Genomic DNA, 25,566 nt, shown 5'->3' on the forward strand with positions numbered 1-25,566 from the left:
GATGGGTAAATCTTCTCTGCCCAAGGCACCTGTGGGAAAGGACGCACATACCCTGATGGTGCAGGGCACGGCATCGGATGCCGGAAAGACTACGCTGGTTGCCGGACTGTGTCGGCTTTATGCCCGTAGTGGCACAGCAAAAATCGCTCCTTTTAAGCCCCAGAATATGGCGCTCAACAGTGCTGTCACCATTGATGGTGGTGAAATAGGCCGCGCCCAGGCACTGCAGGCCGCAGCATGCTTTCAGTCTCCCCATACAGATTTCAACCCGGTACTGCTTAAGCCAGCGAGTAACACTGCGGCTCAGGTGATATTCCAGGGTAAGGCGTTAACCCAGTTGGAAGCGGCCTCATTTTTTGGCAAAAATCGCGGTGAATATAAGTCCCGGGCTATGGAAGTCGTACTGGACTCATGGCAGCGCCTTAAATCCCAGTATCAACTTATCTTCGTGGAAGGCGCCGGAAGTCCGGCTGAGATCAACCTCAGAGAGGGCGATATCGCCAATATGGGCTTTGCTGAGGAGGTCGATTGCCCGGTAATTTTGGTGGCTGATATCGACAAAGGTGGGGTGTTTGCTCAGCTGGTGGGGACGCTTGAGCTGCTCAGTGATTCAGAGCGAGAGCGAGTCAAAGGTTTTGTTATCAACCGCTTCCGGGGTGATATCAGCTTGCTGCAATCAGGCCTTGAGTGGTTGGAAGAGCGCACCGGTAAGCCAGTCATTGGGGTGTTACCTTACCTTGAAGACTTGAGGCTGGATGCGGAGGACGCCGTCAATACCGCCTCCACAGATTCATCCGGGGCGAACTTTAAGGTGCAGGTGTTGGTTCATCCGAGGATCAGTAATCATACCGATTTCGATGCTCTGAGACTGAACCCGCATATTGATTTCAGCTATCTCAACACCTCTGTCAGTGCTCAGGGAGCCTCTGCGGCAGATTTGATGATTATCCCGGGCTCAAAGAGTGTACGGGATGACCTGAGAACCCTGATCAACAATGGCTGGGGAGAGCATATTCGCAGGCATCTGAGATACGGCGGTAAAGTCATCGGTATTTGTGGTGGTTACCAGATGCTCGGGTTAGAAGTTGATGACCCGGCCGGTGTAGAAGGGGAGGCTGGGGTAACCGATGGACTTGAGCTGCTATCACTGATCACCGAGCTCAAGCCTCAAAAGCAGGTTCACAATGTTGAGGGAACCCTGAGACTTGGTGGCCACGAATATCCGGTTAAAGGCTATGAAATCCATTGTGGTCACAGCCATAAGCTACGCCCTGTAGATTCACCGCTAACCTGGCAGCGCGCTGTTATTGAAGACGCTGGCAGCGCGATTCATCGGGGGGATGGTTTACTGGTTGATGATGGCATGATCTCAGAAGATAACCAGATATTCGGTACCTATCTTCATGGATTGTTTGACTCTCCTGAAGCCACTGCGGCGTTGTTGCAGTGGGCAGGCATGAGCGAAAATATCCATGCTCTGGATATGGATGAGCTCAGAGAGCAGGAACTTGATCGCCTGGCTGACACGCTCGCCGAGCATCTGGATATCAACCTGCTTAACGCCATTCTTGACGGTAGTGACACCATAAAAACTGAAGCTGCCAGTTGATCCCGGCAGTCTTGAATTATCGTATAACCCAGGCATTACGGCTGGCCTGACGGACTGATTATAAGTTCGCGGGCTGGCTTGCTTACATTAAAAAGAAGAAAGCCCTACCCATGTCAGAACAACAAGATAACAACCAGTCAGAAGCGGACAAAATTGCTGCAGAGAAAGCCCTGCGTCACAAGGCCCGTCAACAGAAAGTAAAACAAGCCGTAGATGCCCGAGTGGCAGAAGCCACCGAAGAGCGTGGCGTATTGATGGTGATTACCGGTGATGGCAAAGGCAAAAGTACCGCTGGCTTTGGCACTGTGGCCCGTGCAGTGGGGCATGGCCAAAAAGCTGCTGTGGTGCAGTTTATCAAGGGCAACTGGGAATGTGGTGAGCGCAACTTGCTGGAAGGTGCCGGAGTGCCTTTTGCTGTGATGGCGACAGGTTTTACCTGGGAAACCCAGGACAAGGCCGCCGACACAGCGGCAGCGCTGGCGACCTGGGAGCAGGCGGAGCAGTTTCTGGCGGATGAAAACATCAACCTGGTATTGCTGGACGAACTGACCTATATGGTGAGCTATCACTACTTGCCACTGGAAAGAGTGGTCGAGGCATTGAACAGTCGTCCTTTACATCAGCATGTCATTATCACTGGTCGTAACTGCCATAGAGAACTGGTGGAGTTGGCGGATACGGTAAGTGAAGTGGGGTGCGTAAAGCATGCGTTTAATAGTGGAATCGCCGCCCAGCCAGGCTTCGACTACTGATCCTGCTGCCTGTTCGTCGTTCTGACGGCATTGTCTTCCTTGTTTCACCCCATCACGTAGCGTTGCTACGCTCAGGGGCTGAAGCCTTTTGACGGCCTTGCCACAAAAGCGATCACTGTGAAATTACTATCCTCGGATGCCGCTGTAATGTTGAAACAAGTCGACGGCTTTGTCAGAGCCTCGAACAGATTGCAGGATGGCACTAATAGCACCTTCCGAGCTGAAACCTTTTGCTAATTATCCCCATATACCGAGATCAACAAGAGCTGGGCGGTTAGGTTTTATCTACTGGTCACTGGGGTGATCTTCGCCATCCAATACCGGCACATTCTTCAATACAAATGGGTCAACACCATCCAGACAGGCAATGTTGATAGCGTACAGTTTTGGATTGGATCTGCGTTGATGATGGGTGTAAATACCACATCTGGAGCAGAAGTAGTGTTTTGCTGTGTTGGTGTTGAATTGGTAAAGGCTCAGGAACTCTTCACCTTGCTCAATAGTCAAGTCAGCAAGTTCTACTGAGGCGACTATTGCCCCCCGGCGTCGGCACATTGAGCAATTACAGCGTCTGGGATCAATCAGCCCATTAGGTAAACGGACGCTGAATCTGACACTGCCACAGTGACATTGCCCCTGATGGACTGGCTTCACCTTGATCTTATCGACCAGAGGTTTGGAACTGTAGGTGTACTTCACACTCATCTGTATGTCCTTTACCAAAGTGTTGGGGATCGGGTGTTCCTGTTTATTACTGGCTTAACAGATAAGCAATCGCAAATGCCAGAGTGAAAGATATCAGGGTTGCACTCTTGTTCATTTGAGAGAGTTTGCAGGCAAGAGCAGCTGAGAATGTCGGTGCAAACTCTGGTTTGGTTTTTTGGTGAATCAAGAGTTCATCAAGTTTCACTTCAAAGGTGGCACACAGAGATTTGACTGATTCCGGTGATGCGACACCCGACTTTTCAATACGCTGAATGGTCCTCAGGCTGATGCCACTGACTTCAGCCAGATGAGCCTGACTCCAAGCTCTTGCTTCTCTGAGTTGCTTTAATTTGATGTGGTCTAATTTCATTTCCATTGCGGCTTCCTCCGACATTTCTCTATTGCTATTGTCGTTGAAAGCCTCTGTTTTTCGGTACGTCATCAATAGGACACAATTACGTCAACTCAGTGTCGTCAGTGCGTCTGGGGACTTTTTGTCGCAGTGAGCGGTGGCAGTTTTGGAGCAGGCCTTATTTGGCTTCAGTCACCGAGATTTTTTGTACCCCGGCGGTTCTTACCTGATCCATCACTTCCACAACCAGACCGTGTGAAGCGGCGGTTTCTGCGCGGATAAGCACTGCTGCTTCAGGCGCTTCCGCCAGCATACGTTCAACGTTGGCTGTCACACGTTCGATATCCACCAGCCGGTTTTCCATGGTAATTAAGCCACTTTGGCTCACCAGTATCAGAATATTATCTGTCTTGGAGTCAGAGTTTACGTTCGCCTCAGGCTTGTTGTAGTCAAGCCCTGAAGGTTTGACAAAAGAGGTGGTGACGATAAAGAAGATCAGCATGATGAAGACAATGTCCAACATGGGGGTCATGTCGATTTGAGCTTCCTCTTCAACTTTGGGGCGCTTTTTTAAAGACATACCTTTGCTCTCTCTTTGGTGTTGTACTGTGGGGATTAAGCACTATGTGCTGGCCGTCTATCCAACTTAAGCGATTCCTGAAATTAATACCAATCTCATTCGAATAGGGAGTGGTACTGCCAGCAAGTGAGCAGCGACTGTTGCCTGTGGCAGGGTTAGCGAATCAGCGGATTTTGTCTGATTTTCCAATGACGGCGTGATCCTCTTCGCGCTTGTTATTGTGGATGTTTTAAAGTCTTTGCTTGTCCTAAATGATTGATATCTAATTCAGGCGCACAACATAGATTGTGACGATAACGATATAAAGATGATGGTATTAATCATGAAAAAGAAACTAATCCCTGCACTGCTCTCCTCCATGTTTTTGATGGCTTGCAGCTCCGATGAAACAGTAATAGTCACCGAGCCAGCACCAGTGTCTGAAGTGAAATTCGCTCAGTTCAACCTGTCTTTTGCCGTCGATAATGATCCCGCAGAAAGCTACGAACGTTGGGTTGAATACATGTCTTTGACTGTGGCTGAGCAGGATAAGTTGATTGCAGCCTGGAAAGAAGAGCCGACTGACAGTCAGGACGTGAGTGCCGAGCATCTGCTGGCAGAGCGTGTGATTCAAATCCGTAATATTGCGGCCATTATCCAGAAGAACCGTCCAGATGTGCTGTTAATGAACGAGTTCAACAACGACGGTGATGCAGTCGATACCAAGGTGCTGGAAGGATTCCAGAACAACTATCTGGCAGTGTCTCAGAGTCTGAATAGTGTGGACGGTGGCGACATGCTGGAGCCTATCGAGTATCCATTTGCGCAAAACTATGCCACCAACACAGGTTTGATGACAGAGTTTGATCTGAATAACGATGGTAAGAAAAACGGTGCCGATGATGCGTACGGCTTTGGCTTCTACCATGGCCATTATGGTTTTGCCCTGTTGTCCAAATTTGAGATCGACACAGACAACACCCGTACTTTCCAGAAGTTCCTGCGTAAAGATCTGCCGGGCGCAGTAAATCCTGAGATTGTAGTTTGTGATGGCAGCAAACCTATGCCTGAAGGTATGAAGTGTGGTGACCTCTGGTACAGCGAGGCAGAGTGGAATGCGCTGCGTCTGTCATCCAAGAACCATGTTGATGCGCCTATTTTGGTGAATACACCAAGCGGCAAAGTGACAATTAACGTGTTACTGGCTCATCCAACGCCATCCGGCTTCGATACTGTGACCTATAACAACCGTTACCGTAACAGCGAAGAAAACGCCTTCTGGCATCACTACATCAGTGGTGAAGAGAGCCTGTATGATGACAAGGGAAACAAAGGCGGCTTCAGCGGTGAGCACTTTGTGGTAATGGGTGATATGAATGCCGATAACGTGATTGGCACTCAAATCAATAAACCCTGGGATGGCATCATTCAGTTGCTGGGCAACGAAAAAGTGAACCAGAGCGTGGCTCAGGTGGGCCAGGAGTTTACCCCAACCAGTTTGGGCGCTGCTGAGTCCAGGAACCCGGCCAATAACTGGAATCCGGTTCATACCAACCCTGAAATCCGCACCAGTGTATTTGGTTCCCGTGCCGATTACGCTGTGCCTTCAGCCAGCCTGGAGGTGGTGGACTCAGGCGTTTACTGGGCTGCAGAAGGGTACAAAGGTCGCCTGCTGTTTAACGATTCCCGTGTGGGTAAGTTCGGTGACAGTAAAGAGATCTCTTCAGACCACCGCTTTGTTTGGGTGACAGTGAAGGTTGACTAATCTTCAGCATATCAGTTGAATGAGAAGGGCAAGCCAATGGCTTGCCCTTTTTTATGAGCGGGGTTTTATATCCACCTTGGTGGTAACTGAGTTGGCTATATAGCAGTTGTTATGGGCCATCTGATGCAGCTTTTGTAGTTGCTCGTGAGAAGGTTGTTTTTCTTCGCTGAAACTGACTTTGGGGGAGAGAGTAAGTTGGCTGACACCTGTTTTGCCGTTGGCCATTTTGCCCAGCGTTCCGACCGGAGAATCCGAGTAGTGGGTGACAATATATTTACGTTTGGCTGCTATGGCGAGAAAGGCCATCATATGACAACTGGACAATGCGCCAATAAAGGCCTCTTCAGGGTCGATAGCCTGAGTTGAAGACAGAGGCTCGGCAATAATCGAAGGTGAGGATGAGGCTTTGAGTGTGTCACCGTTATCCAGCAGCCACTCATGCTCACGACTGAACTCTCCGGTTGCGAAATTGTCCGATGCTTGCTGCTGCCATCTAACATCCAGAGTGTGCTTGCTCATCCTGAATCCTCCCTGTTTTTAGCTAATTGATTACTGTGAATAGGCGGTGCGGGCCTTATCCAGTGCATCACAGGTGGCTTTGACTCCCAGTGTGACACGAGGGCCAGCACGGTGCAGAAGATCGGCATTCAACTGATAAATCTGATGCTGCTTTACTGCGGGTATATCAGGCCATTGCTGCCAGTCCACGCCCAGAATATTACCCTTATCCTGGCTTTGCAGTATGACCTGGGGAGAGGTCAGCAACACATTTTCCAGACTGACCTGTGGGTATGCAGAGGCGGCATTGGCAAATACGTTTGTGCCACCGCAGACCGCCAGAATTTGTTGGATCCAGCTGCCCTCAGCCACTGTCATCAGTGGTTGAGACCAAAGTTGATAGAAGACTTTGACTGGGGCCGCGTTGGCATGAGCCTTTCTTTGCTTCGCCAATTGGTCACGCAGTTGTTTGGCTTGTTCAGCTGCTTTTAGGGTTTGACCTGTCAGCTCGCCCAACTCTTCAAGCTCATCGGCGACCGCTTCCAGTGTTTTGGGATCTGAGTTATACAGTTTAAGTCCCAGTTGACGCATTCTGTCCATATCTTCCGGGCGGTTGCCACTCCCCCACACCACTACCAAATCAGGATTCAACGCCAGCAGCTTTTCCATTTGAATGCCATGGTAACCACCAATGCGAGGGATCTGTTTGGCCGCTTCGGGGTAGTCTGCGTGATCTGTGGTGGCGATAATCCTGTCTCCAGCTCCTATTGCATACAGCATCTCAACGGCATGGGGAGATAGGGCTACAATGCGATCGGCTTTAGCCAATGCGGCTTGGGAAATAAGCAGAGTGCCAAGAAGGAGGCTGAGGTTAATTCCGACTGAAAAAGGTTGCATTATACTTTCCTTGTTATTGCCCCAACTGCAATTGGAGTGGGCCTATTTGCTAGCCTGATGAAACTACAGGAACAGCAAGGTCGCCAGACCCAGAAAGGTCAGAAAGCCCACCACATCTGTTACTGTGGTAAGAATGACCGAGCCGGAGAGCGCAGCGTCCTGATCCAACTTCTGCAGTATCACGGGAATAAGTACCCCTGACGCAGCAGCGACCAACATATTAATGAGGATTGCGCAGGCGATAACCACGCCGATTTCCGGGCTGGTAAACCACCATCCGGCCACCAGGCCTATGACACCTGCCCACAATACGCCGTTAAGGCTGCCGATCCCTAATTCGTTTTTCAGCAGTGCCCACATATTCCCCGAGCTTATCTGGCCAGTGGCCATGGCACGAATCATCAGAGTCAGCGATTGGCTGCCGGTGATACCGCCCATGGAGGCAACGATTGGCATCAACACGGCCAAAGCGACCACCTGCGTCAGCACATCTTCAAACAAGCCAATGGTGGCCGACGCCAAAAAGGCGGTCAGCAGGTTAATGCCAAGCCAAACTGCCCGCTGGGATGCGCCTTTGATAATGGGGGCAAACAGATCGTGAGTTTCATCCAGACCTGCTGTTGCCATCAACTGAGCTTCATAATGTTCACGCATCAGCCAGGTGGCGCTGCGCAAAGTGATCCGTCCAAGCAGCCTGTCATCCGCGTCGATAACCGCCAGCTCAAGTTGCTCGCTGTGCTCCATGGCTTCGGAGGCATCGAACAAAGAGGTGTCTGCCCGGATACTTCTGGCGTCGTCAGCCATCAACTCCTTTAACGGCAGTGAGGGATCGGCGCGACGGATATCCTGATGGCTGACGCAGCCTACCAGCACGTCATCGTCATCGGTCAGAAACAGGGTGTCGTTACAGTCCAGTTCGATACGGCGGATAAACTTCTGAGCCTGACTGACGCTGGCCTGAGGACTCAGCACCAGCACCTGATGGTCCACATAGCGACCAATTTCATTTTCCGAATAGAGGTCAAAGCGGGCGTATTGTTGCCGTTGACGCTCATGCATCAGAGCCAGGGCTCTGTCTGTGAGCTCATCGGGCAGCGAGTCACTCCAGTCGATCAGTTGCTCTGCAGTCAACTGCGACAGAATGCTGTCCACCTGAACATCCGACATATGCCTGAGCATGTCGATTCTTGGCTCAGCCCGCATATCGTCAAGCACTGCCAGCTGTTCGTCTTCACTGACCTGCAACCAACGTTCGTGACGTTCATCCAGCGGCAGAGCTTCCAACAAGAGTGCTATGGTGCCGGGCTCTGCAGCTTCCAGAATTTCGTCAAAAACGACCGCCTGCTGTTCTCCTTCGGCGCCGGTAAGTTGTTCTACTACCTGGCCCACCTCAGGTTGAGGCGCGACCGGCATTTCGGTATTGGCTGATGTCTGAGGCACGAGATGGGACCTTAGTGAATGATGGCGCCACTATAGCCAAGGGGCCTGACTGCATCAAGTCTGTGTGTTTGCAGTTATTCTGAGTGTGCTCAAATGATTAGAAGAACATAGTGTGGGTTAAGTAAATAAAAATGCCTCCGGTGGGAGGCATTTTTCAGGTTTGGGTTCGCAAGAGATTAGCTGGCTTTGAACGCCTGATGACCATTATCGCTTGGATTGTCTGTCAGTGCTTCCTGCTGCTTGCGGTATTCGGTCAGCTGTCTTTCGGCACGGCTGAACATACAGGTGTCGCCCTCAACCGGGGTGCCGGTAAGAATGCTGGCAGCTTCGGTGACATGATTAACCGTCCAGATATGGAACTCACCCTTTTCAATGGCTTCCACTATGTCTTTACGCAGCATCAGGTTTTGACGGTTGGACTCGGGGATAATCACGCCCTGGCCGGGATCCCGCCCCTTGATAGAGCAAACATCAAAGAAGCCTTCAATCTTCTCATTCACTCCGCCGATTGGCTGAGCCTCGCCAAACTGGTTCATTGAACCTGTAATGGCGATGTCCTGTTTCAATGGTACGCCGGAAATAGCCGACAAAATTGTACAGCATTCGGCCATTGAGGCACTGTCGCCATCGACACCACCATAGGACTGCTCAAAGGTGAGATACATGGTCAGTGGGATTTTGGCACTCTTACCCAGTCGCGCAGCCAGGAAGGCGGTCAGGATATATACGCCCTTGGAGTGGATTTGGCCACCCAGGCGAACCTTGTGCTCAATATCCAGTACCTCGCCCTCACCGTAAGCTGTGCTGGCGGTGATGCGATTGGGCAGGCCGAACTGGTGATCTGTGGTGGCAAGTACTGACAGGGCGTTGATTTGCCCCACTTTCTCACCCACCACATCAATCAATGTAGTGCCGTTGGTAAAGGACTCCAACAGATTGTCCTGTAGCCTGGATACCCGGGTTTGCTGGGCTTCCAGCGCCTTCTCCACATGCTGTCTGGCTATGCTCTCTGCATTGTCTCCACCGGCATAGTAATTGGTTTCACGCAGCAGGTTGGCAACATCAGCAGAATAGAGTGACAGCTTGTTCTGGTTATCCGCCTGACGGGCACTGAACTCAATGATCCGCTCCATGGCATCCCGCTCACAGGGCAGCATCTTGTTGTCCTGCACGATTGAGGCGATAAAGCGGGCGAACTGGGCTTCGGACTCCTGAGTTCGAGCCATCACATTTTCGAAGTCGGCGGTGACCTTAAACAGTTCTGCAAAGTCGGGATCGTACTGCTGCAGCAACTGGTATGTGTGTCTGTCTCCAAACAGCACTATTTTGACATCAAGTGGCACAGGTTCCGGTGACAGTGAGATAGCACCTGAAAGCGAGACTTCCCGCTCCAGCGAGCTTAAATCCAGTTGGCGGGAGCGAAGAGAGCGCTTAAGACCATCCCATACATAGGGGCGCTCCAGTACTTTCTGCGCATCCATCATTAATACGCCACCATTGGCCTTATGCAGGCTACCGGCTCGGATTAACGAGAAGTCAGTAAATACAGTGCCCTTGTAGGTCGCGTTTTCCACATAACCGAACAGGCTGTGGTAGTTGGGGTTTTCCTCGACCACGATGGGGAAGCCGTCATCTTCTCCGCTCACCAGTACATTAACCTGATAGCGACGGGGCAGCTTTTTATCCAATGAAGCGTAAGAGAAGGCCAACTGCTCTTCGGTTTGCTCCAGAAAGATATCCAGATTATCGAGAATGTCCTTCTGCATCTCTTTCAGATAGCCCTGCACTTCGGGCAAAGATTTATACTGGCGCTTCAGCGGCTGCATATAGTGTTTGAGGACATCTTTGGCTACCTGCTCATCATGGGCCTGTTGCTGATCAGAAAACTCCTCTTCCCACTCAGTCATATCCCGAACAATGCGCCGCAGCTTGGTTTCCAACCCTTTGATGTCGGTCTCAAACTGAAGCTGCTCTTCGGGGGAGAGGGCATCATATGTCTCTTCACTGTGGGGTTCTTCGCCATTAAGGGCGACCAGTTGGTAGTCTCCATTGCTGCTGATGGAAAGACTGATCTGCTTGCTTTTGGCATCCTCCGCCAGTTCACCCAACACCTCTTCCTGACGACCGGCCAACTGGGCTTTGCGCTTTTCAGCCCGGCTGTAGTACATCTCGTTATCGAAGGCCATCGGCAGGGCTTTGGCCAGCTTTTTCATCAGGTTTTCTATGGATTTCTTAAAGCCGGACGCACTGCCAGCAGGCAGGCTAAGTACCTTGGGCTGGCGGCTGTCATCGAAGTTGGCGACATAACACCAGTCCTGGCGTTGCTTGTCGTTGGCGGGGTGAGTATTGAGGTAACGCAGCATCATAGTGCGCTTGCCCAGGCCGTTCTCGCCTATGGCGTAAATGTTGTAGCCCTTGTCCTTGATGGACATGGCAAACTCCACCGCCTGTCTGGCCCTTTGTTGGCCAATAATGTCATCCAGTGGCACCAGGTCGTCAGTGGTCTGACAATCACAGTGGGGAGTTTGCAACTGCGTGGCGCGGTACACTTGCTTGCTGCTGAGAGTCGTTATCGCCATATCAGATCCTTTTTTGGTGGATTCTTATTTACGACAATAAGATACGAAATCACAGATAGCAAAGACTATGGGCTCATAAGGTGATTTTTTCGCCAGTAAAAACACTAAATCAGGATAAAGTGTTAAGGCCTTAACTCCTGCTGTGTGTACGTTCCGTAGAGGGATCACAGACAGGTGAAGCGCAGGGGATTATGCTGAGCGGATAATAAGGAGAAAACCGATGACTGATATGACATCAACTGTTACCCCTCGTCCCATTATTCTTGATTGTGATCCTGGCCATGATGACGCAATCGCCATGATCATGGCTCTGGCAAACCCGCAACTGGATGTGCTGGCTGTGACCACCAGTGCCGGTAATCAAACGCCGGATAAAACCCTGCGCAATGCCCTGCGTATTCTTACCCTGTTGGGACGCACAGATATCCCTGTGGCCGGGGGCGCCGCCAACCCGCTTAAACGTGAGCTGATTATTGCTGACAATGTTCACGGGGAGAGTGGGTTAGATGGCCCTGAGCTACCAGAGCCCGCCTTTGCAGCCGTCGAGCTCACCGCCTGGGAGCTGATGGCGCAGCAAATTCAGGCCAGCGAACACCCAGTGACTTTGGTGCCCACAGGCCCTTTAACCAATATTGCCACCTTTCTGCTGGCCTATCCTCACCTGAAACCTCGTATCGAGCGCATCGTATTGATGGGGGGCGCTGCAGGTGTCGGTAACTGGACCCCGGCAGCTGAGTTCAATATTTTTGTCGACCCGGAAGCGGCAGATATTGTATTCCGCTCAGGGATCCCTTTGACCATGTGCGGTCTGGATGTCACCCATAACGCTCAGATTATGGATGAAGACGTAGCGCGTATGCGCGCTATTGATAACCCTGTTGCCCAGTGTGTTGCCGATCTGCTGGAGTTCTTTGTGATTTATCACAGAGATCCCAAATGGGGCTTTGATGGCGCACCACTGCACGATCCTTGCACTATTGCCTGGCTGCTGAAGCCAGAGCTGTTCACTGGTCAGGATTGTTATGTTGCCATTGAAACCCAGAGCGAGATGACAGTTGGAATGACGGTTGTGGATCGTTATCACCTGACCGGCAAGCCTGCCAACACTCATGTGTTGTTTGACCTGCAGCGGGAGCGATTCGTTGATCTGCTGGCAGAGAGCCTTGAGGCCTGGTAAGCCACTACCATCAAAGAATGCCACCTGAGGGTGGCTTTTTTGTGTCTCAGGTTTCTGCTTATATGGTCAAACAGCCTTTCCCATTTGGGAAACTTATCAACTCTGATATTAGCTATCTGTTTGTTTTTATTGCCACCAATTGTTGGCACATAGCTTGATGTAACTAAGCTTCTTTAAATAAGGAGCAACCAATGAAAGTCATAACAACAATAGTCATTTCCGCGATATTAACGGGCTGTGCATCTTCAGATATTAGCCCTCCGCACCCTCTTGGTGCCAGCAGCACATCTGAGCCGGTGCTAACCCGGGTTGATTCGGCCCCGGGGATCGTTCTGTGGAGCGATGGTGTAGCTGCGCCGGAGAATACTTTGCAGCTATTGATTGAGGCGAGAGCCAAGTTCAGTCGTCAGGTGGTGACTCCGCCGGATTTTAATACTCTTAAGGTGCTGAATAATGAAGCGCTGATTGCCCTTAGCTCTGAATTACCCGGGACCGCAAACTTAACTCTTACCGAAGAGATGTTTGATGGTGATGAGCACAGAACGGCCACTATAGTCAGACATGAGGCATGCCACATCATGGCTATTGAAGGTTGGAAAGCTATGGGGCTGGGCAGTCAGACAGATGTTGGATTGAGCTATGGTCATCCGGCGGTGGTAGACTGGCTGGATGAAACTCTGGCTGTGATGTGTGAACCAGAAGCGAGCCGGTTGGATCAGCCTTTTACACCAATTCCCATGGCTGACTACCTGACCATGGAGCACCCGGCATTTGCCACCATAAAGGCTCAGCTTGAAGCAATGCGGAATTCTGCTGGACAGGGAGATTCAGAAGATGGCAGCGGGCCAATGGTTATTGTGAAGGACGAACCGGAAGAGTCAGATTTGCCGGGAGACTATTACACCCAGAGCGCCTGGATAAGAGAGTTGATTTTGGATCAACTTGGGTATGAAGGGATAAGACAGATATACAAGAGTGCTGCAGCCGGTGTTAATCCCTCCAGAGTGTTAATGCAAAAGCTGGGCGCTGACAGTTGGCAACAAATGGATACTCTGTTTGCTGATTATCTGGCTCGTGCTGGTGCGCCATTAAGATAAATTCACCGTCGCTGTTTTATTACGGCAAGGAAGAGGAGCTTATGATGAGGAAAATCTTCTTTATCAGGAGGCTCCATGAAGCCACAAAACCTTGATATTCAAACCAGTGAGGTTTGGCAGCATCTGAAATCCGGTGAAGACTTTCCGACAGGGTTTACCATGCGCGGTACTTTACCTGCCGATCCCGACGGTGTTGAGCTGATGCTTGAGGGCTGGGAGGCGGGCAGTACTGAACCTCCTCACTGCCACCCGGGCGATGATATGACTGTGATGAGTCAGGGTGAAATGCATGTGCAGTTCTATCTGGAACAGGACGGCAAATTGCTGAAAGATGGCCCGATTGAAGTGTTTCATCAGGGGGAAACGGCATATATTCGTAAAGGACGTATCCACAGCGTGTTATATGCCAGTGAATGCCGTTTGGTCTATGTGCACAGTGGTGAATTCGATTTTATTGAGAGCAAGTTGCCGCAGGCGTAAGTGCTTTAGAATAATATAAAAATGCCGCAGAACTCTGCGGCATCTTTTTTTTCGGCTACTGTCAGATTGCCTGGGTGGCTTTGGTCAGCCAATCCAGTTCATCACCGCTCAGCAGTGGCGAGATAGCTCTGAACACGCGGGTGTGATAGCTGTTGAGCCAGCTGATTTCTGCCTGGGTCATTAATGACTTATCCAGCAGGCGCAGGTCGATAGGGATCAGCGTCATGGGCGTAAACTCAAACATCTCCCGCTCGGCATCTTTCAGCGCATCACAGCGGCGAACTTCAACCAGGTTCTCGATACGGATTCCGAATCCATCAGCCTTGTAGTATCCGGGCTCATTTGACAGCACCATACCAGGCTGCAGTGCGACGCCATTTGCGTTTTTACCGATACGCTGCGGACCTTCGTGTACGCTCAGGAAGTGACCCACACCATGACCTGTGCCATGGTCATAATCAAAGCCATGCTGCCACAGATGCATACGGGCAAACGCATCCAACTGCTGTCCTGTGGTGCCTTTGGGGAAGCGGGCGGTATCCAGCGCAATATGCCCCTTCAATACCAGAGTTACCATGGTTCTGTGTTCATCAGTTACTTCGCCAATGGCAATCGTCCGGGTTACATCAGTGGTGCCGTCGAAATACTGTGCGCCGGAGTCAACCAGATACAGGCTGTTCATTGTCAGTTGCGCCGGTGTGCCATTCATATGGTTGTAGTGGCACATGGCGGCGTTGCTGCCTGCGGCGGAGATGGTGTCGAAGCTTGGCTCAACATACTGTTTATCCACCAGGCGGAAGCTTTCCAGCTTGTCCGCCAATAGGGCTTCATCATACAGTTTGTCCGCGGCAACTTCCTTATCGAGCCAGGCCAGGAAACGGCTGACGGCAGCGCCATCGCGAACATGACAGGCACGCATACCGGCAAGTTCAACCGGGTTCTTGGCCGCTTTGGGCAAAGCAACCGGGTCCATCCCCTCTACCAGTCTGGCTCCGGCATCGCGGGCAATAAGCTGAGACGCTGCGTTGGCACTGTTGGCGTCGGCCAGCAGTCTTTGTCCTTCCAGCGCCTTAAGGGCGGCAGGCAATTCTGACTCTTCCGCAAAACTTACGCCTGGGCCCACATGGCTTTGAATCTCTGATGGCAGCTTGCTGATGTCGGTAAAGAAACGCATATCACCATTGGCCCAAAGCAGGCCTGTGCCCATCACTACAGGCAAGCGTGGCACAGCGCGACCACGGATATTGAGCAGCCAGGCAATAGAGTCCAGCGCAGCTATCAGGGCAACATCTGCGCTCTCTTTGGCAATCAGTTCACCAATCTGTTTGCGTTTATCAAGGCTGGCAGCACCCGTGAGCTGGTCACTGATCAGCAGTACATCATCGCATTCAGGGAGTGGGCGATTTTGCCAGTGCAGATCGACAGGGTTTTGTGCCACAGCCACCAGTTCGATATCTGCCTTGGCCAGGCGCTTTTGAGTGGCCTCATACCAGGCCAGAGTGTGCAGCCTTGCGTCCACGCCTACTTTGCTGCCTGCAGGAAGTGTTCCGGCGAGATAGTCAGCCTGTGGTGTATCGGTCAGGCTTTCGTAATCAAACAGTTTGCCATCAACCTGTTGACGAACCTGCACCGTATAGCGGCCATCGGTAAAAATTGCCGCTTTGTCTGCCATAACTATCACAGCCCCGGCGCTGCCGGTGAAGTTACTTATCCAGTGCAAACGCTCATTGTGAACGGGGACATATTCACCCAGATATTCATCAGCGCGTGGGATAATAAACGCCTGCAGCTCCTCTTTGGCCATCTCGTTGCGAACAGCATTCAGACGGGTGGCAATAACTTCTGACATACGGATTCCTTTACTCATTCGTTCGTCAGGCATTTGGCGAACGTTGATATCTTATTGTGCAGGGATTATGGCAGGGGGGAGGAAGCGGGTGCAAGTCGGCCCGCGGGCCAGTGAATTTCGCTGCGAGGGGACAGTATATTCTGTTACAGGTGTCTGGTTTTCCTTTATTTACATTCGTGAAACAATGCCTGCACGTTACGGGGAGACACGGAGTCACGCGGCATAATGAACAAAACGGTTTGGTTACTGACCCTGGCTCAGGCATTGGCCATGAGCGCAACGCCGATAATGGTGTTGTTGGGTGGCATTGTTGGCGCTCAGCTCAGTCCGACTCCGGAACTGGCAACCCTGCCATTGGCGCTGACCGTGGTGGGAGTGGCACTGACTGTGATCCCGGCATCCAGACTGATGCGCCGTTATGGTCGTCGCGTGGTGTTTCTTTTAGGTTCGCTCTGGGGGGCAGGTTCAGGCTTGCTGGCCATGGCGGCGATTCAGGCTTCTCACTTCTGGCTGTTTTGTTTCTCTGGAATCATGCTTGGGGGCGCGGCCTCCATTGTTCTTCAGTACCGGTTTGCCGCGATGGAGGCGGTACCTGTCACTCAAGCTGCCAAGGCGGCATCACGGGTGTTATTGGGCGGTTTGGCCGCTGCCATTATCGGACCTGAACTGGCAGTGTTTGGCGAGTCTTTGCTGACAACCCGGTTTGCCGGCGCATTTATGATGCTGAGCCTGATCTGTCTGGCGTCGTTTGTTGTCTTGCTGTTCTACCGGGAGCCTGAATCTCTGCAGGATGAGTCCTCTTCCCATGAGGCTGGCAGGCCTCTGCCTGAGATTCTCTCATCTCCCATGATATGGGTGGCTATTCTGGGCGGTATGCTTGGCTATGCCCTGATGAGCCTGATTATGACGGCCACGCCTTTGCATATGCACCACCATGGCAGTCATTCACTGGCTGATACCAAATGGGTGATACAAAGTCATATCATCGCCATGTACCTGCCATCTCTGTTTTCCGGCTGGTTAATTGCCAGACTGGGCATTGTCCCTATGATGCTCGCCGGGCTGGTAGCTTACCTGGCGACTGTGGTTATGGCGCTGTCCGGCAGTGACCTGCTGAATTACTGGAGTGCTCTGGTGCTTCTGGGTATTGGCTGGAACTTCCTGTTTGTGGGAGCCACAGCGCTGCTGCCTAACTGCTACCGCCCAGTGGAGAAGTTTCGGGTTCAGGCTTTCAACGACAGCTTTGTGTTCAGCGCTCAGGCGGTGGCGTCCTTAAGCGCGGGCTGGCTACTGCATAGCTTTGGCTGGCAGACCTTGTTGCTCAGTACCTTGCCCTTTATTGGCATGCTACTGATAGTCATTGCCAGCTGGCAGTGGCGTCAAAGGGCTGTATCTCAGGCATGACAGGCGTATGCTGAAGTAACACTTGTTACCGGAGCAGCTTATGACTGATAAAAAACACAGAGTCGGTAATGGCGTGGGAATAGGCGCTGTCATAGGCCTGGCCATAGGTGCCGGGCTGGGGTTTATGTTTGGCGACCTGTTTTACTTTATGGCCTTGTGGTTGGTAACCGGGGTGTTTCTTGGCATGCTGGTAGACTATGTACGGCTTGGAAAGCGTAAATAGTTTTTCTTTTTCTCTGGCTTACATTTCTTTTTAAAAACAATCCATTCAGGATTTATCTCCCTGTTGTGCCGTGCAGTTTCCAACATTATTGGGCAATTTTTTGGTCGGTTAACTGGGCATTGGTTTTTAAATTGTATATTTTATCCTGATTATCTGTTGGCCAGGTTTGTGCCGACTTCCGAATAACGAAAAGACAAAGGTGACCTTATGACCCTGGGCGTTGGGGGTTCAACCCCTGAAATCGAACTGGCTAAACTGTCAGATATGACTGGTGGTATTGAGCCAATTTCACAAGCTGAGTTGAGTGCAAGGCTGGAAAAAGCACAGAGACTGATGCAGGAGCAGGGGATTGAGGCGCTGTATCTGAATGCCGGTTCTAACCTCTATTATTTTACCGGTCTGCGTTGGTACGCCTCAGAGCGTATGGTGGGGGCAATTTTGCCTGCCAGGGGCAAGATTGAGTATATTGCTCCTCACTTTGAGATGGGCACCATCCAGGGCTTTATGAATGTTCAGGGAGAGGTGAACACCTGGCATGAAGATGAGTGTCCATATGAGTTGGTCAATACCGTGATTACCCGTATGGGTATCAACTCAGGTAAGCTGGCCATTGATGAATCCGCCGCGTTCTTCCTGTGTGAAGGAGTTCGCCTGGCCAACCCGAACATGCAGTTGCAATCTGCTCAAAGCGTGACTCAGGCCTGCCGCGCCTGTAAGTCAGAGGCTGAGATTGCCATTATCAAGCGTGCCATGGATATGACGCTGGAAGTTCATAAGGCTGTTGCCCGCATCCTGCATCCAGGTATTACAGTTGCCAACGTGGAAGCCTTTATCGAAAAGGCACACATCAAGGTGGGGGCACCGGCTGGCAACTACTTCTGCATTGTGCTTTTTGGTGAGGATTCCCAGTATCCTCATGGCGTGAAAACCCCCAAAGCGCTGGAAGCGGGTGAAATTGTATTGATAGACACCGGCTGTGAGTTATTTGGTTATAAGTCAGATATCACCCGTACCTATGTGTTTGGTGATGCTACCGAACGTCAGCGGGAGATCTGGGAACTGGAGAAAGCAGGTCAGGTGTCGGCCTTTGCTGCAGCCAGGTTGGGTGAGCCCTGTGGCAATGTAGATATCGCAGCCCGTAATACGCTGGAAGCGGCTGGGATGATGCAAGATTACGGATTGCCCGGCCTGCCGCACAGAACCGGCCATGGCATTGGTCTGGACATTCATGAGGGACCCTATCTGGTGCGCAGCGATAAAACGCCGCTGCAGGTGGGGATGTGCTTCTCCAATGAACCTATGCTTTGTATTCCCGGCGAGTTTGGTATTCGACTGGAAGACCACTTTTACATGTCTGCCAATGGACCTGTTTGGTTTACTGAGCCTGCACACTCGATTGATGACCCATTTGGTTATCAGGCGTGATTGATATCAATTGAGATAAAAAAAGCCCGGCATTGCCGGGCTTTCGTTTATTGAACTTGGCCGTTATTCGTTAATACCCAGCAATTCCACATCAAAAATCAATACTGAGCCACCTGGGATTTTTCCGGCGCCACGATTTCCATAGCCCAACTCTGCCGGAATAAAGAAACGTACTTTGTCGCCGACAGTCATCAGTTGCAGACCCTCAGTCCAACCTTTGATAACCCGGTTCAGCGGGAAAGATATTGGCTCGCCACGTTCTACCGAAGAGTCGAATACGCTGCCGTCAATCAGAGTACCGTGATAGTGCACTTTTACCGTGTCTGTGGCTTTGGGGTGAACGCTGCCATCACCCTTGTGCAGGAATTCATATTGCAGGCCTGACGGTGTGACTTTTACCCCCTCGCGGGCCTGATTGTCATTCAAAAATGCCTGACCGGCGGCCATATTGGCCTGAGCCTCTTTGTGGTTGTTCATTGTGGTGAAGAAGTAAAAAATCACACAGGCGATAACCACCACGGCGAGCAAGATACGCATATCTCTATTTCCCTGAAATTGAATTGGTATTTATGTTACTGAGGGTATATGACAGGGTAAAGCAGATTCAGTTCCAGCTGGAGTGGATTGATTGCCAATAAACCAATCCCACTAACCCACAGACATTTATCAGAGCCATCAGATAAAGCACGACCGAGAACGAGGTTTTGCTGCTTTTGTGTCTCAGCCAATGGCGGGCAATGAGTGCGCCGGGCCAGCCGCCTATCAATGCCTGAAGTTGCAGGCTCATTTCACTCAGTCGCCAGTGTCCCAGCTTTGCAGCAGACTTGTCTCTGGCATAGCTGATGAAAGTAAACAGGCTCATCAACAGGTAGAGCCCGACCACCCAGTCCGGCAGGTACCTGAGCACAGTTGCACCGGCTAAGGTTGTAAGAAATGTAATGGCGAAAAGTACGCTGAACGAAATCCAGCCGCCATGGAGGTTGATCCTGATAGCACTTGGCTTACCTCTCTGATCTGGCACCTGTTCAAAACTGATGGTGTCGCCAATGCGGGGGCGGCGTCGTTTGCTGCTGAACTGTTTGATATGGACAAAGACCTTGCTGCCTTTGTTATTCTCGGCGAAACCAAAGCCCCTTTCATCCTGCCATTCGATGATTTTGCCCTTGTGTCTTGTGCTCAAACTTTGCCCCAATGATTACAGCGATACAGCAAGCTACTGAAATACTTGGAAGACTGCAAATATTGTAGAAAAAAAGCCGGCAAACGCCGGCTCTGACAGGTCAATGAAGTAGCAAGGTATAGCTTAGTCTGGGGGCATCATGGGCGTCATCATATTGCCAGTTACGGCTGGCGGGATTATATCCATCAAGCCAAAACGAATAGCGCTGGCCGCTCAGGGTAATGGTGTTGGCTTGATGAGGTTTTATGTGTTGTACAGGGCCAACTTGCGGAACCAGCATCAAGCTGCCATCCCGGTTGTAGGAGAGAGCGAAGTGACGAGGACCCTCAGTAGTTGGGAAGGTGGCGTTATCGCAGGCACCATCCAGTTTAATCGCTTTTAGTTGATTGTCCTGATAGAGATGACGCGCCTCAAGCGAGCCCGTCGTATATTCGGAGGAAGAACGGATATCACAGTTATCACAAAGTGTTGTCTCGCTTTCCCAGTTGATAGTTTGCTGCTGGAAATTGAGTTGGCCTTTAATAAGCTGCCACTCAGTCGATGCCATAACAGAGGTTGGCAGAGCCAAGGACAGCATTAACGGGAAATAGGACATCGGTACTTTAATCATAATCAATCCCTGAAAAATCAAAAAAATAACGCATTGAAAATAGTGTTGTCTTGCAGCAGCTTTTGCAAATTAGCTAGTTTTAAATCAATCGGTTATGTTTTTCTGAACTGTCGGTGGAGAGAGTGCTTTTTGCTATCTCATGCTGATTTTTTCATCTGCTGTGACAGGGAATGTTGTCGAATCAGGTTTGGCCAAGGTTTCGACAATTTGATTAAATTTTTGTTTTGCCGAAGTGGAATGAGAAAAACCGGCCGGAGCCGGTTTTTCGTCATTGAACTGTCCGCCATAGGCGGGCAACAGGTTACAGAGCCAGCAATGTGTATTTGATGGCGGGAGCGTCATGCTCATTGTCATAACGCCAGTTGCGGCTGGCAGGGTTGTATCCATCCAGCCAGAGCGCAAACTCCTGACCATCCAACTCCAGCTTGTTGGATTGGTGTAGATTCAGGTGCTGCATTTCGCCGTTCGGCTTATGCAACATCAGACTGCCATCCTTGTTATGGGAGAGGTGGAGTTTGACTGGGGCTTGCTGATGAGGAACTGTCACCCAGTTTTTAAACTGCTCAACTTTTACTGCGCGTAATTCATCGCCTTGCAGTAACTTGTGGCTGACTGTTGGGCCAGATGGATGCACTCCGTTGTCAGTTTCTATGCTGCAGTCGTTGCAGCTATGCAGTGAGTCAGAGCTCCAATCAATAGTCTGACCTGCATAGGCAAGCTCTCCCTGAGTCAGTTGCCAGTGTTGTGTGGTTTCTGTCGTTGACTGACAGGCTGTCAGCGAGATCAGTGCAGCAAGGGGAAGCAGGGTTTTTATCATCATTCTTCTCTGAGTTGTTGTTTTTGGTTTGTTTTAATTGTGTTGATTTTGTTTGTTTTATGCAAATTAGCTGGCGCTTAACTAAATTCTGAGTGCTGGTGAGTTGTGTTGTTGGTTGTTTTTTTTGTGTTGGGTTGTTCTGTTTGTGGTTGTATTTTCCGGGTTTTGGCGTGGAATCTTGTGGTTATGGTGAAATAAGTCAGTTGTTAACGAGTTATCGGTATTATCCGGAATGAAACGGTTACACCCTATAGCTGTTGCAGGCCTCCAAGAGTAAATCTTGTGCACTCTGTCTATTCGTTGATAACAGTGATTGAAAAGCCAGCCAAACTCGCCTTATTATCCGGCTGACGCGAAGGATTGTGTTGCGGACGGTTGGTTAAGTAGTTGAACTTTCTGGAAACAATTTGTTTACCTTGGGCACTTTTTCAGCCGCCGGAATCGATAATTACAAAGCAAGGCGAAACACATTCCCTGCGCTGTCAACAAGCAAGAGACCTCTGAATGACGCTCGAACTATTCACTGAAATCCTCGGCTGGACTTCAGTCGCTTTTTATATTTCCCTGACCATCTTCAACTCGATGAAATTCACCCGCTATGCCGCCTTTGGCTCTGCGGCCAACGATGTACTTTGGTCTTTTCTGATGGGATGGTGGCCCAAGGTTATCCTTAACCTGTCGGTCGCATCATTGAATACCTATCGCTATGCCAAGGATTTCACTTCAGTATCCAAAAACGTGATAATGGCTTTGGGCGCTGTGATGGCTGCTGGGATTGGTTATATCTCCTGGGTCGCGGTAACCAACTTTCTGGCTCAACCGACCCTGACGGTAGCGCTGCAGTTTGCCGATCTGGGTATCATACTGCTGGCACTCTATATGACGACTCTGCGCAATTATCGCATGTTGATGTTGATGTCAGGCTTTGTCGGGATGGCGGCCTACTATGGTAATACCCAGATGATGATCATCAAGGCACTGGTTATTGGCATCATGACCTTTAAGTTGTTGTTTGATAAAACTGAAGAACAGCAGATCCCGGTAGTGGTTAAACCGGACGAGCAGCAGCCGGCTTAATGTGAGCTGTCAATGTTCGCACCCAAAAAGCACCTGAACCCAGGTGCTTTTTTGTTGGTTGAATCCCAGCTCGTGCCCCGATAGACTGCCGTTCACTAACGACTACAGGGAAGAAGCATGGAGCAGGATAAGTCAGTCGGAGATGAGCCATTAGCTCTGTCGGAGTTTATTCAGGGATACTGGCGTTTAGCACAATGGCAAATGACGCCACAGCAGCGACTCACCTTTATTGAGCAGCACCTGGAGTTGGGGATCAGTTCTATCGACCAGGCTGATATTTATGGTGGTTACACCAGCGAGACCTTGTTGGGGGAGGCTCTGAAACTCAAGCCCTCCATAAGGCAACAGCTGCAGATTATTACCAAGTGTGGCATTAAGCTGGTGTCTGAAAATGGCCCCGGATGTCAGGTTAATCACTATGACTCTGGGCGCGATCATATTCTTAAATCTGTTGATGACTCTCTTACCCGCATGGGATTGGAGCGGATTGATCTGCTGCTTATCCACCGACCTGATTTTCTGATGGATGCCGATGAGATCGCCGGGGCCTTCAGCTTGCTGAAAAGTGCAGGAAAGGTGCGTCATTTTGGTGTGTCGAACTTTACCTCTTCTCAATTCTCTTTGCTGCAGTCGCGGCTGGATGAGCCGTTGGCGACTAATCAGGTTGAGATTAATCCCTTTAATTTCGCCGTGACAGAAGATGGTACTTTGGATTTGTGTCAGCAACTCAGAGTACGTCCTATGGCCTGGTCCTGTTTGGCTGGTGGACGATTACTGACGGACAACAGCGACAAGGCAAACCGTCTGAGAGCCGAGTTGCAGGCCATTGCTGAGGAGTTAAATGCTGATTCCGTCGAGCAGGTGGTATTTGCCTGGATCCGTATGCTGCCATCCCGACCCAGACCAATACTGGGGAGTGGCAATATTGCCAGAGTGAAAGAAGCTGTTGGGGCGTTGCAATTGCATATGAGCCGCGAGCAGTGGTACAGAGTGTGGATTGCCGCCAAAGGACATGGTGTGCCTTAGCCTAGGGTCTGTAGACCTTTAATGGTTGAATTTTGCTCGAGATAGGCACGCTTTAATCGCGACGCAAGGTGTGCCGCCTAGGAGCCTAAGCAAGTACCTTGCAACAAAGAGTAAAGCGCGTATAGCCGAGCCCTTCGGGCAGCGTTTGTCGTCGCTTTCTACTGCATTAACGCTCATTTATGTAGAACAACTACACCGCAATCGCGTTGCTTTGTATAAAACAACGACAAAGTGCTGCAAAAACCATCTTCAAAGGTCAACAGACCCTCGAAAAGGAAGATTGATGGAAACGGAAATTCTGTTGTTGGAACCGGGCATATCCATTGGCAAGTTTAAGCTGATGGTATGGCTGGCGGTTACGGCTTTTGTTGTCACCTATATTGCCGGGCGTGTTATCAATAATAAAAGGGGACGTACAGCTTCGGTACCCAAGGCAGCTTTTATCTCGGCGCTGTTTCCCCTGTTTCTGGTGTGGACCGGATATGGGACACATATGGATACCTTTTACCGGGTGACAGTGCCAGAGTCTGGCGCCTTGACTCTGGACTACGTTTACCCGGAAGGTAAGCAGAGACAAGTGATTGCCGACTATGCGGCAGTCAAATGGCAGCGTGGTGCTCAGTGCAGTCTGACGATAGACTCAGAGGGTGAACGTCTGGTGAGTGTTATGACAGTGAATAAAGATGCCTGCCGTCAGGCGCAAAAAACCATTGCTAATCAGACTAAGTCACTGAAGAGCCTTTGATACAAGCTTTACCTGGTTCTCATCGGGATTAGGTAAGTGATTGAAATAACGTTTTCATTCGGATAACTCGAACAATACCTCCAATTTAATCTAATTTTCTAATGTTGTTTTGAAGCGTAGGCTTCGCTCTCCCGGGAAGGTAAGCAGATCTGCACTCTGATGTTGCTGGTCGCTGGTTTGCCGTTTCCATGATTTGGGAGGTAGCTGAAATGAAACCCGTAAAAGTCATTGTTTTGGTGTTTGTTTTTATCCTGTCTTTTCCGCTGAAGGCTACTGGGTTAGGCGTGTCGCTTGATTACATTCAGGGAGAAGGAGATGTTCAGGGCGTTAAGCTGGCTGCCCAATATCACACCGATTGGTTATCACGCCTGTCTGAGCATTTGCACCTCTACTTTGAAACCAGCGCCAACTTCTGGGAGTTCGGTGCCAATAACCGTTACGACTCAAATCTGGTGCTGAGTCTCTCCCCTGTCATTCAATACCCACTGTTTACCCTTGGCGAGCAGGAGGTACTGGCTGAGTTGGGGATAGGTGTTGCACTCCTGGATGACACCACATTTGCGGGCAAGGATGTCAGCACTCACTATCAGTTTGAGGATAGGTTTGGCGTGCTGACAAGGTTTGGGTCGCGGGATGAGCACAGTGTCACACTGAGGTACTTTCATTATTCGAATGCCGGACTGGACAGTCCTAATCCGGGACTGGACTTTGTCGCCCTGTCCTACGCCTATCGTTTCAGATAAACCTGAGTCAGGCAGCATCAGGTGCCCTGCTGAAAATAGCGGGCGATATTGTCCCGCTCCCTGTTCATCACGCTGAGTTCATGCGTATGCAGTCTCTGGTATTCAGTTTCCGGCACAGGTGTTGGCGCTGAAATGTAATGCTTGTGCCAACCGTTAAACAGAGCATCGAAGATCAGTTGAACTCTGGGCTGGTGGAAGTCAGATGTGACAATCAGCAGTTGGGTGTTATCCGACGTAAATCTCTCTTGAGTGGACAACCAACTGAGTGTCAGGCTGGCATCTTCAAAGGTGAAACGGCTGTCTATGCCTGGCAGTAAAGCTCTCCGTGGTACACCCAAACGCTGTAACTCTATTTGCGACCAGTGCCAATGGGGGTTATCTGTCTGATTGAAATGGCTACCAAAGCCACCGGTACACAGAATATGAGCGTCAGCATATTGCTGCCAGGTGCTGAAGGTGGCGTGGCAGCGGGAGTTGGCAATTGCTGGCAGGCTGCCATCGACATTGTTGGGGGCGCCCAGTTGGATAATCAGGGTTTGCAAAATAAAGGCCTGCAT

Annotated in this window: 26 protein-coding genes and 2 pseudogenes; 13 read left to right on the top strand and 15 right to left on the bottom strand. The window is 50.6% G+C overall.

The window, feature by feature from the left end:
* The first annotated feature begins 1 nt into the window (after position 1).
* Complete coding sequence (locus ACFOE0_RS02365; RefSeq protein WP_248937350.1) at positions 2-1,609, top strand: cobyric acid synthase; 1,608 nt, start codon at positions 2-4, stop codon at positions 1,607-1,609.
* A gap of 110 nt (positions 1,610-1,719) precedes the next feature.
* Positions 1,720-2,361, top strand: a complete 642-nt coding sequence (gene cobO / locus ACFOE0_RS02370) for a cob(I)yrinic acid a,c-diamide adenosyltransferase (RefSeq protein WP_248937351.1) — start codon at positions 1,720-1,722, stop codon at positions 2,359-2,361.
* Positions 2,362-2,646: 285 nt separating this feature from the next.
* Here cobO and ACFOE0_RS02375 read toward each other — a convergent pair whose 3' ends face one another.
* From ACFOE0_RS02375 to ACFOE0_RS02385, 3 genes are all read right to left on the bottom strand, one after another.
* Positions 2,647-3,066, bottom strand: coding sequence for a GFA family protein (locus ACFOE0_RS02375; RefSeq protein WP_248937352.1), 420 nt, complete (start codon positions 3,064-3,066; stop codon positions 2,647-2,649).
* Between the two features lie 46 nt (positions 3,067-3,112).
* Complete coding sequence (locus ACFOE0_RS02380) at positions 3,113-3,442, bottom strand: helix-turn-helix transcriptional regulator (protein ID WP_248937353.1); 330 nt, start codon at positions 3,440-3,442, stop codon at positions 3,113-3,115.
* A 154-nt stretch (positions 3,443-3,596) separates the two neighbouring features.
* A complete protein-coding gene (locus ACFOE0_RS02385; protein WP_248937354.1) occupies positions 3,597-3,998 on the bottom strand; it encodes an ExbD/TolR family protein in 402 nt (133 codons plus the stop codon).
* Positions 3,999-4,320: 322 nt separating this feature from the next.
* Here ACFOE0_RS02385 and ACFOE0_RS02390 point away from each other — a divergent pair, with 322 nt between their 5' ends.
* Positions 4,321-5,742 carry an endonuclease/exonuclease/phosphatase family protein gene (locus ACFOE0_RS02390; protein WP_248937355.1) on the top strand — a complete coding sequence of 474 codons (1,422 nt, stop codon included), beginning with the start codon at positions 4,321-4,323 and terminating at the stop codon, positions 5,740-5,742.
* 51 nt (positions 5,743-5,793) lie between these two features.
* Here ACFOE0_RS02390 and ACFOE0_RS02395 read toward each other — a convergent pair whose 3' ends face one another.
* The 4 genes from ACFOE0_RS02395 to ACFOE0_RS02410 all read right to left on the bottom strand — a co-directional run bounded on the left by ACFOE0_RS02395 (position 5,794) and on the right by ACFOE0_RS02410 (position 11,156).
* The gene (locus ACFOE0_RS02395) at positions 5,794-6,261 is read right to left on the bottom strand and encodes an OsmC family protein (protein ID WP_248937356.1); all 468 of its coding nucleotides are present in this window, start codon (positions 6,259-6,261) and stop codon (positions 5,794-5,796) included.
* Between the two features lie 30 nt (positions 6,262-6,291).
* Positions 6,292-7,137 carry a cobalamin-binding protein gene (locus ACFOE0_RS02400; RefSeq protein ID WP_283106536.1) on the bottom strand — a complete coding sequence of 282 codons (846 nt, stop codon included), beginning with the start codon at positions 7,135-7,137 and terminating at the stop codon, positions 6,292-6,294.
* Between the two features lie 63 nt (positions 7,138-7,200).
* Positions 7,201-8,550, bottom strand: a complete 1,350-nt coding sequence (locus ACFOE0_RS02405; RefSeq protein ID WP_248937410.1) for a magnesium transporter — start codon at positions 8,548-8,550, stop codon at positions 7,201-7,203.
* Between the two features lie 203 nt (positions 8,551-8,753).
* A complete protein-coding gene (locus ACFOE0_RS02410) occupies positions 8,754-11,156 on the bottom strand; it encodes a Lon protease family protein (protein WP_248937357.1) in 2,403 nt (800 codons plus the stop codon).
* 229 nt (positions 11,157-11,385) lie between these two features.
* Between ACFOE0_RS02410 and rihA the strand changes: the two genes are divergently transcribed.
* The 3 genes from rihA (at position 11,386) to ACFOE0_RS02425 (ending at position 13,910) form a co-directional block, all read left to right on the top strand.
* Positions 11,386-12,333, top strand: coding sequence for a pyrimidine-specific ribonucleoside hydrolase RihA (rihA, locus tag ACFOE0_RS02415; RefSeq protein WP_248937411.1), 948 nt, complete (start codon positions 11,386-11,388; stop codon positions 12,331-12,333).
* 191 nt (positions 12,334-12,524) lie between these two features.
* Positions 12,525-13,430: a hypothetical protein gene (locus tag ACFOE0_RS02420; RefSeq protein ID WP_248937358.1), complete on the top strand. Its 906-nt coding sequence runs from the start codon at positions 12,525-12,527 to the stop codon at positions 13,428-13,430.
* A gap of 75 nt (positions 13,431-13,505) precedes the next feature.
* Positions 13,506-13,910, top strand: a complete 405-nt coding sequence (locus tag ACFOE0_RS02425; protein ID WP_248937359.1) for a hypothetical protein — start codon at positions 13,506-13,508, stop codon at positions 13,908-13,910.
* A 61-nt stretch (positions 13,911-13,971) separates the two neighbouring features.
* Here ACFOE0_RS02425 and ACFOE0_RS02430 read toward each other — a convergent pair whose 3' ends face one another.
* The 3 genes and pseudogenes from ACFOE0_RS02430 to ACFOE0_RS02440 form a co-directional block, all read right to left on the bottom strand.
* Positions 13,972-14,829 (bottom strand): M24B family metallopeptidase, encoded by an 858-nt coding sequence (locus ACFOE0_RS02430; protein WP_380711336.1) that lies wholly within the window; start codon positions 14,827-14,829, stop codon positions 13,972-13,974.
* A 21-nt stretch (positions 14,830-14,850) separates the two neighbouring features.
* A pseudogene (locus tag ACFOE0_RS02435) lies at positions 14,851-15,354 on the bottom strand (aminopeptidase P family N-terminal domain-containing protein); the annotation flags it as partial.
* 6 nt (positions 15,355-15,360) lie between these two features.
* Positions 15,361-15,792: pseudogene (locus ACFOE0_RS02440) on the bottom strand (aminopeptidase P family N-terminal domain-containing protein); the annotation flags it as partial.
* Positions 15,793-15,984: 192 nt separating this feature from the next.
* Here ACFOE0_RS02440 and ACFOE0_RS02445 point away from each other — a divergent pair.
* The 3 genes from ACFOE0_RS02445 (at position 15,985) to ACFOE0_RS02455 (ending at position 18,811) form a co-directional block, all read left to right on the top strand.
* Positions 15,985-17,163: an MFS transporter gene (locus ACFOE0_RS02445; protein ID WP_248937361.1), complete on the top strand. Its 1,179-nt coding sequence runs from the start codon at positions 15,985-15,987 to the stop codon at positions 17,161-17,163.
* Between the two features lie 40 nt (positions 17,164-17,203).
* On the top strand, positions 17,204-17,386 hold the full coding sequence (locus tag ACFOE0_RS02450) for a hypothetical protein (protein WP_248937362.1): 183 nt from the start codon (positions 17,204-17,206) through the stop codon (positions 17,384-17,386).
* 207 nt (positions 17,387-17,593) lie between these two features.
* Positions 17,594-18,811 (top strand): M24 family metallopeptidase, encoded by a 1,218-nt coding sequence (locus tag ACFOE0_RS02455; protein WP_248937363.1) that lies wholly within the window; start codon positions 17,594-17,596, stop codon positions 18,809-18,811.
* A gap of 63 nt (positions 18,812-18,874) precedes the next feature.
* Here ACFOE0_RS02455 and ACFOE0_RS02460 read toward each other — a convergent pair whose 3' ends face one another.
* The 4 genes from ACFOE0_RS02460 to ACFOE0_RS02475 form a co-directional block, all read right to left on the bottom strand.
* The gene (locus ACFOE0_RS02460) at positions 18,875-19,348 is read right to left on the bottom strand and encodes an FKBP-type peptidyl-prolyl cis-trans isomerase (protein WP_248937364.1); all 474 of its coding nucleotides are present in this window, start codon (positions 19,346-19,348) and stop codon (positions 18,875-18,877) included.
* 67 nt (positions 19,349-19,415) lie between these two features.
* A complete protein-coding gene (locus tag ACFOE0_RS02465; RefSeq protein WP_248937365.1) occupies positions 19,416-19,991 on the bottom strand; it encodes a DUF1294 domain-containing protein in 576 nt (191 codons plus the stop codon).
* Between the two features lie 100 nt (positions 19,992-20,091).
* Positions 20,092-20,601 (bottom strand): hypothetical protein, encoded by a 510-nt coding sequence (locus ACFOE0_RS02470; protein WP_248937366.1) that lies wholly within the window; start codon positions 20,599-20,601, stop codon positions 20,092-20,094.
* Positions 20,602-20,902: 301 nt separating this feature from the next.
* Entirely contained in the window at positions 20,903-21,421 is a 519-nt protein-coding gene (locus ACFOE0_RS02475) for a hypothetical protein (protein WP_248937367.1), read from the bottom strand.
* A gap of 501 nt (positions 21,422-21,922) precedes the next feature.
* Here ACFOE0_RS02475 and ACFOE0_RS02480 point away from each other — a divergent pair.
* The 4 genes from ACFOE0_RS02480 (at position 21,923) to ACFOE0_RS02495 (ending at position 25,009) form a co-directional block, all read left to right on the top strand.
* Positions 21,923-22,495 carry a phosphopyruvate hydratase gene (locus tag ACFOE0_RS02480; protein ID WP_248937368.1) on the top strand — a complete coding sequence of 191 codons (573 nt, stop codon included), beginning with the start codon at positions 21,923-21,925 and terminating at the stop codon, positions 22,493-22,495.
* A 117-nt stretch (positions 22,496-22,612) separates the two neighbouring features.
* Positions 22,613-23,521, top strand: coding sequence for an aldo/keto reductase (locus ACFOE0_RS02485; RefSeq protein WP_248937369.1), 909 nt, complete (start codon positions 22,613-22,615; stop codon positions 23,519-23,521).
* Positions 23,522-23,804: 283 nt separating this feature from the next.
* Complete coding sequence (locus tag ACFOE0_RS02490; RefSeq protein WP_248937412.1) at positions 23,805-24,266, top strand: hypothetical protein; 462 nt, start codon at positions 23,805-23,807, stop codon at positions 24,264-24,266.
* A gap of 209 nt (positions 24,267-24,475) precedes the next feature.
* Entirely contained in the window at positions 24,476-25,009 is a 534-nt protein-coding gene (locus tag ACFOE0_RS02495) for an acyloxyacyl hydrolase (protein ID WP_248937370.1), read from the top strand.
* A gap of 17 nt (positions 25,010-25,026) precedes the next feature.
* Here the strand turns inward: ACFOE0_RS02495 and ACFOE0_RS02500 are convergent, their stop codons facing one another.
* Complete coding sequence (locus tag ACFOE0_RS02500; protein ID WP_248937371.1) at positions 25,027-25,566, bottom strand: YdcF family protein; 540 nt, start codon at positions 25,564-25,566, stop codon at positions 25,027-25,029.

The organism is Shewanella submarina (assembly GCF_042646185.1).
GTDB classification, from domain to species: domain Bacteria; phylum Pseudomonadota; class Gammaproteobacteria; order Enterobacterales; family Shewanellaceae; genus Shewanella; species Shewanella corallii.